This window comes from Candidatus Thiodiazotropha sp. AKAK3, from assembly GCF_058244645.1.
Window position 1 is genome coordinate 103,163 of sequence record NZ_JBSYOQ010000035.1, and the last position, 7,354, is coordinate 110,516.

Annotated in this window: 4 protein-coding genes; all 4 read left to right on the forward strand. The window is 51.8% G+C overall.

Translation table 11 applies throughout. From position 1 onward, the window contains the following. Nucleotides 1-253: 253 nt before the first annotated feature. The 4 genes from smc to AC4IE7_RS06905 all read left to right on the forward strand — a co-directional run bounded on the left by smc (nt 254) and on the right by AC4IE7_RS06905 (nt 6,999). Entirely contained in the window at nt 254-3,757 is a 3,504-nt protein-coding gene (gene smc, locus AC4IE7_RS06890; RefSeq protein WP_490776078.1) for a chromosome segregation protein SMC, read from the forward strand. 4 nt (nt 3,758-3,761) lie between these two features. Continuing rightward, nucleotides 3,762-4,613, forward strand: a complete 852-nt coding sequence (locus AC4IE7_RS06895; protein WP_490776079.1) for a cell division protein ZipA — start codon at nt 3,762-3,764, stop codon at nt 4,611-4,613. Further along, nucleotides 4,610-6,640, forward strand: coding sequence for an NAD-dependent DNA ligase LigA (gene ligA / locus AC4IE7_RS06900; protein WP_490776080.1), 2,031 nt, complete (start codon nt 4,610-4,612; stop codon nt 6,638-6,640). The genes AC4IE7_RS06895 and ligA overlap by 4 nt, the downstream gene beginning before the upstream one ends. Nucleotides 6,641-6,705: 65 nt before the next feature. After that, nucleotides 6,706-6,999 carry a segregation and condensation protein A gene (locus tag AC4IE7_RS06905; protein ID WP_490776081.1) on the forward strand — a complete coding sequence of 98 codons (294 nt, stop codon included), beginning with the start codon at nt 6,706-6,708 and terminating at the stop codon, nt 6,997-6,999. The last annotated feature ends 355 nt before the right edge of the window (nt 7,000-7,354 follow it).

Genomic DNA, 7,354 nt, shown 5'->3' on the forward strand with positions numbered 1-7,354 from the left:
TGACTCTCAGCGAGAGTATCTGTTCTGTCTGGCTAATAAGACAATATCCGGTGAGTATCCCGAGATCCTCAACCCATTTAGATTCGTTGTTTGAGAGACGATAAAGTCATTGTCTGTAGTGAGAGCTAGTGACGGTCCATTGAGTCCCGTATCATCAATAACAATGCCGAATCCGGCCTGATTACCTCGTGAAGTGCAAATTTTTGCACTGTCCTCTGTAACAATGCCCCTCTTTGGTGTATTTTAGCCGCCCATGCGTTTGGAGAAAATCAAGCTCGCCGGATTTAAATCATTCGTCGATCCAACTACTGTACCTATACCCAGTAATCTGGTTGGCATCGTTGGGCCTAATGGTTGCGGCAAATCCAATGTTATCGATGCGGTTCGCTGGGTGATGGGTGAAAGCTCAGCCAAGATGCTGCGTGGCGAATCGATGGCGGATGTCATATTTAACGGTTCCACTGCCCGTAAGCCGGTTGGTGCCGCGACTATTGAACTGATGTTCGATAATGCCGAGGGTCGGGCCGGTGGTCAGTATGCCCAATACAGCCAAATATCGGTCAAACGCCAGGTCTCACGGGATGGGCAGTCCCTCTACTATCTGAATAACGTGCGTTGTCGCCGTCGCGATATAACCGATCTGTTTTTAGGGACAGGTCTGGGACCACGTAGCTATTCCATAATCGAGCAGGGCATGATCTCCCGCCTGATTGAGGCTCGACCTGAGGATCTTCGCACCTTCCTGGAAGAGGCTGCGGGTATCTCCAAATATAAAGAGCGCCGACGAGAGACAGAGAATCGCATCCGTCATACCCGTGAGAATCTCGAACGTCTTACCGATCTGCGGGATGAAGTGGCAAAGCAGCTGCAACATCTACAGCGTCAGGCGGCTACCGCTGAGAAGTATCAACTTCTGAAGAAGGAGGAGCGTCAGACCAAGGCAGAATTGTTGGCGCTGCGCTGGCGTACTCTCGATAACGACCTGCAACAGCGGGAGCGTAAGATCGCTGAGCTGCAGAACCATCTGGAAGCAGCGCTTGCTGAACAGCGCAAACTCGAATCTGTGATTGAAACGGACCGTGAGAAGCACACCGAAGCCAACGATCTGTTCAACGAGGTTCAAGGTCGCTTTTACAGCCTTGGCGCCGATATCAGTGGATTGGAGCAGGCAATACAATTTGCTCGGGATACGATGCGCCAGCAACAGCAGGATCTGGAGCAGGTTGAACAGGCCTTTCAGGAGTCAGAGGCACATCGCGCCCAGGATGAAGAGAGACTGACTGAGCTGGACAATAATCTGCAGACTGAAGAACCTCTGCTGATGGAGGCCCGCGAAGATGAGTTGCGCTTATCAGAAGTCTTGAATAAGGCTGAGCAGGCGATGCAGAGTTGGCAGGCTGAGTGGGAACAGTTCAATCAACAGGCAGCTGAACCGGCTCAATCTGCTCAGGTGGAGCGTACGCGCATCAACCATCTGGAGCAGCAAGGTAGCAATTTAGAGCGACGTTTGCAGCGTTTTGATGAAGAGTTGGCAAGACTTGATGACAGCCGTCTGCTGGGTGAGATCGCTGAGCTTGAAACTGAAGAGTCGGGACAGAAGGAAGAGGTCGAAATATTACATAATCAGTTGAGCGAAATGGTTGAGCAGATCAACCAGCAACGGGATCTGAATAGTCAGGAGATGAACCAACTCGATCAGGCCCGAGCCGAGCTGCAATCGAACAAGGGGCGACAAGCCTCTTTGGATGCACTACAGCAGGCAGCGCTGGGTGAATCGGGAACTGATATGGCCCAGTGGCTCGACCAGGCGCAACTGAATACCGCGCAACGCCTGGCACAGCAGATCAAAGTCGCACCACAATGGCAGCAGGCTGTTGAAGTTGTATTGGGTTTTTATCTGCAGGCAGTTTGTGTCGACAACCTGGAGCAACTGCAAGCCCACTTGCCACAGCTCGAGAAAGGTGTTGTGACATTGTGGGAGGAGCGGACTACTGACTCAGAGCCACTTCACCCTGATGCGCTATCAACCCAGATCGAAGCGCCCTGGGATCTACATGGGTTATTGGCAGGCGTTCGCATGGTGGATGATCTCGACACTGCTCTGCATCGCCGTCACAGTCTCAATTCCGGTGAATCTTTAATCACGCCTGATGGGATTTGGGTTGGTCGTAACTGGTTGCGAATCACCCGTGAGTCGGATGAGAACGCCGGTGTGCTTGGTCGTGAGGAAGAGCTGAGAAGCCTTAAAGAGACTCTGCAACAGCAGCAGCATCAGGTGACCACATTGGCAGACCACCTGGAGCAGGGGAGAGAGAGACTCAAACAGCTGGAGCAGGAGAGGGAGCAGTCGCAAACACGCTTCAATCAACTGAATAGAGCGCTGTCTGAAGTCCGCTCAAATCTGAGTGGCAAGCGTACCCGGGCAGACCATTTGCGCCAACGTCGTGAACAGCTGCAGCAGGAACAGAAAGAGATTGCCGAGCAGATCGAAACTGACCAAATGCTGATGGAAGAGACCAGACAAAGACTGCATGCAGCCCTGGAATCGATCGAGACCCTGGGAAGTCGTCGCGAGTCACTGGTAAAAAATCGTGATGATCTTCGAAACCAGGTAACCGAAGCAAGAGAGAAACTTAATCAGCAACGGACAGCAACCCATCAGCGTGAGCTGCAAGTTGAGTCGATGCGCACGGTACACGCCTCTCTGAAACAGAACCTGGAACGTGCCCGCAGTCAGCTCAGCCACTTATCCCAGCGTCGTGATGAGTTGAAACATAGTCTGGACAGTGCTGATGTTCCAATCCAGCAGCAGTTGCAGGATCTCAATATCAAACTCGAAGAGCGGACTGGCGTCGAACGGGAGCTGAACCAGGTCAGGCAGGGCTTAGAGGATGTCGATGGACATCTGCGAAAGAGTGAGCAACAACGGCATCAGGCTGAGCAGCTGGTGCAGGAGCGTCGGGAAAAACTCAATCAAGCACGCCTGCAGAGCCAGGAAGTGACAGTACGTTGCAGCACCCTCAAGGAGCAGCTGAACGAGGAAGGACTGGATACCGAAGATCTCTTTAAAACCATGCCTGAAGATGCCAATGAACAGACATGGCAGCAGAAAGCTGAGTCACTGGCCAGCCGAATCCAGCGTTTGGGGCCGATCAATCTGGCCGCTATCGACGAGTATCAGGAGCAATCAGAGCGGCTGAAATATCTCGAAGAGCAGCATACAGATATCACCAGCTCTCTTGAGACCCTGGAGAATGCCATACGCAAAATTGACCGGGAGACCCGCACTCGTTTCAAAGAGACCTTCGATAAGGTGAACTCTGGTATCAAGGAGCTTTTCCCCCGCCTTTTTGGTGGTGGACATGCATACCTGGAGCTTACAGGAGAAGACCTGCTCGACACCGGTGTGACCGTAATGGCGCGTCCACCCGGTAAGCGCAATGCCAGCATCCACCAGTTGTCGGGTGGAGAAAAAGCATTGACTGCAGTGGCCATGGTGTTCGCAATTTTTCAGCTCAATCCGGCACCCTTTTGTATGCTTGATGAGGTTGACGCCCCCTTGGATGATGCCAACGTTGGCCGCTTTTGCGAGATGGTGAAATCTATGTCAGATCAGGTACAATTTATATTTATTACCCACAATAAAATTACCATGGAAATCGCTCATCAACTCTCTGGTGTCACCATGCATGAACCAGGTGTATCGCGCTTGGTAACCGTCGACGTGGAGGAGGCGGCTCAACTGGCCGCACTGTAACGTCATGGATGCCACAACACTGCGCATCGTTCTTCTTGTACTCGGGGTTGTCTTTCTGGGTGCGATATATCTCTACGAAACCCGCAGACGCAAACGTGAAATCGCTCAGGCGCGGCGTCGAGTGGCCCCTGAATTCAACGAGCCGCAGATCAGCGAGTCGATCTTAGCGGACGAGCCCGATAGTGATCCTGTAACGCATGATGACCAGGATAAGCTCTCTACGGATGAGGAAGATACCTGGGCTGAATGGGATGATGAAGATACCGAACAACTCTACCCTGGGATAGATGGGATCAAAGGCATGCATGCTGAAGATGCTCCAGAGTCTGACCTGGAGTTGAATGCAGGGGAACCAGCTGCTACACCTGAACAGCAGGAGTTATTCGGTTTCAGTGCTCAAGAGGAGTCCCCGGTTGATGTGCCGAAGCTGATCTTACAGATCAATCTCAAAGCTAAAAGTGCACCATTCAACGGCGTTAATATTCAGAAAGCGATGAATGATGTCGGGCTTGTGCTGGGTAAATTGCCTATCTATCAGCGACTCAGCAGTGACAGCAGACAAATTCCACAGTTCAACATTGCCAGTATGGTGGAGCCTGGAACCTTTCCGGATAAGGATTTGGAGCAATTCGAAACACCGGGATTGACCCTGTTTACCCAGCTACCTGTCCCTGGAGGTGATGGCATGGCCGTTTTTTCGGATATGTTGTTCACCGCAGAACGGCTTGCCGCAACGCTCAATGGCGAACTGCAGGATGAGACCCATAGTGCCCTGACCAAGCAGACGATAGAGCATCTGAGGGGGCAGATTACTGAGCACCGTCGGCAGGTACAGCTGGCCAGGAGTAAGGGTTGAAACCAACCCCTGAGACCGTCGCAAGGGTTGATGAGTTGCGTAGGGAGATCGATTACCACAATCGACGCTACTATGTTTATGATGAGCCTCAGATTCCGGATGTCGAATATGACCGCCTGATGCGGGAGTTGCAGGGGCTGGAACAGCAATACCCCTCTCTGATCAATCCAGACTCACCGACCCAGCGGGTGGGTGACAAACCCCTGTCTCACTTTAATGAGGTTGCTCATCAGGTTCCGATGCTCTCCCTCGACAACGCCTTCGATGAGGCAGAGATGAGGGATTTTGAACGGCGTATTCGAGACCGTTTGAAAATTGATACTGAGCAACCGATCCACTACCTGGCTGAACCCAAACTCGATGGTCTGGCGATCAATCTGCGTTATGAGAAAGGGCGTCTGGTATTAGCGGCAACGCGGGGTGATGGCAGCCGTGGTGAAGATGTCACGAGTAATGTTCGAACCATCAAAGCCATTCCTCTGAATCTTCAGGGTGATGAGTGGCCTGAAATCCTCGAGGTCAGGGGCGAAGTATTCATGCCCAGAGCCGGATTCGAAAAATTTAATGAACGCGCCCGAAAAGCGGGTGAAAAGAGCCTTGTAAATCCACGCAATGGGGCGGCAGGATCACTGCGTCAGCTCGATCCTCGTATCACTGCACAACGGCCATTAGCCTTCCTCGCCTATGGGTTCGGTGAGGTGATCCCCTCCCGATCCGGGATCAATCTCAGCGACACTATAATCGCGCTCAGAGAGTTTGGTATTCCAACTTCACCACTAATGGAGGTAGTCGCAGGGGCTGAAGGGTGCATCGACTACTTCCAGCGTCTGGCAAAACAGCGGGATGCTCTGCCCTATGACATCGACGGCGTGGTTTTCAAAGTGGATGATATGAAATTTCAGGAGCGGCTTGGATTTGTATCCAGAGCGCCACGTTGGGCTGTGGCCTACAAGTTTCCGGCTCAGGAAGAGTTGACCAAAGTCGAAACAATCGAATTTCAGGTGGGCAGAACCGGAGCAGTCACGCCTGTAGCGAGACTGCACCCCGTGTTTGTTGGAGGCGTCACTGTGAGTAATGCCACGCTGCACAACATGGATGAGGTGAAGCGCAAGGATGTTCGAGCTGGCGATACTGTAGTGGTTCGTCGTGCTGGCGATGTAATCCCTGAAGTGGTCAGTGTGATACTGGACAAACGACCGGATTCGAGTCTCCCAGTGGTGCTGCCAGACCATTGTCCAGTTTGTGACTCTGAGATAGTTACTGCGGAAGGGGAGGCGGTTGCACGCTGTTCCGGTGGCCTCTATTGCCCGGCACAGAGGAAAGAGGCGATCAAACATTTTGCTTCACGCAAGGCGATGGATATCGAAGGATTGGGGGACAAACTGGTCGAGCAGTTGGTTGAACAGAAGTTGGTGAATACCCCTGCCGATCTTTATACCCTCACTCTGGAACAGCTTAGTGGTCTTGAGCGAATGGCAGATAAGTCTGCACAGAATCTGCTCGATGCGCTGCTAAAGAGTAAGCAGACTACCCTGAATCGTTTTCTCTACGGGTTGGGGATACGTGAAGTAGGTGAGGCGACCGCCCAGGCGTTGGCTCAACACTTTTTAACCCTGACTGCAATTGAACAAGCCGATGAAGCATCACTACAAGAGACACAGGATGTTGGGCCTGTCGTGGCAGCACATATCGTCTCCTTCTTCCGCCAACCACACAATCGTGAAGTAATAGATGAGCTGCTGGAAGCGGGTATTGAGTGGCCAGAGATCGTAAGAGCTGAAGCTGAGCAGACCCATCTGGCAGGCAAGACTTTTGTTCTTACTGGCACATTGAGTCAACCTCGTGATGAGATAAAAGAGATTTTAATTGCCCAGGGTGCGAAGGTTACCGGTAGCGTCTCCAGTAAGACTGATTTCCTTGTGGCAGGGGAGGCAGCGGGATCAAAGTTGGCGAAAGCAGAAAAACTGGGTGTAGAGATCCTCGATGAAGAGGCGCTGAAAGTTTTGCTGAATAACGTCTCCCAATGAGCGTTTTATTGGCATCTGTCTCATGTTAGCTTTGTGTTATTGATCTGTCTTAATGGAAAAAGCCAATGAATGAAGTATCGAGTAATGAGCGGGAGATTATGATGGTGATGCGTAAGCTGCTCACCACCATCGTTCGCGAAGTCACCCCAGAGTCCAAGAGTCTGAGGCACCCACTGTCTGATAATACCATCCAGGATATTCGCCACTGTCTTGGTTTGATTACAGCACGGGAAAAAGAGTTGGCAGATGAGGGGGGAAGAACCGCTCAGGAGCGTCCCTACTTTGTGGATGAGCCACCGCAAACAAAGGTCGTGCCTATTTCAAGCATCGGTAAAACAAAAAAAGAATCCGAGGAGTAGGGCAGATTCAATCGTAAATGAATTCAGCTTTGCCCTAAGCAAACCTAACCCTCTGGTAGGGTGGGGCCACGCCCCACCAAAATCCATACAGAGTCATCCAAACCACTAAACCGGACTGCAGCAAACCCAGGATAACCTGCATCATTCCCCGGATTCCGCTGCGCTTCATCCAGGCTACAGTAATGCACTCAAAACCTATCTGCGGATTTTCGCAGCTTGCTTTTACAGCACCCTCATAGAACAGGATGAGACCTAACCCTCTGGTAGGGTGGGGCCATGCCCCACCAAAACCCATACAGAGTCATCCAAACCACTAAACCGGACTGCAGCAAAAACAGGATAACCTGCATCTTTC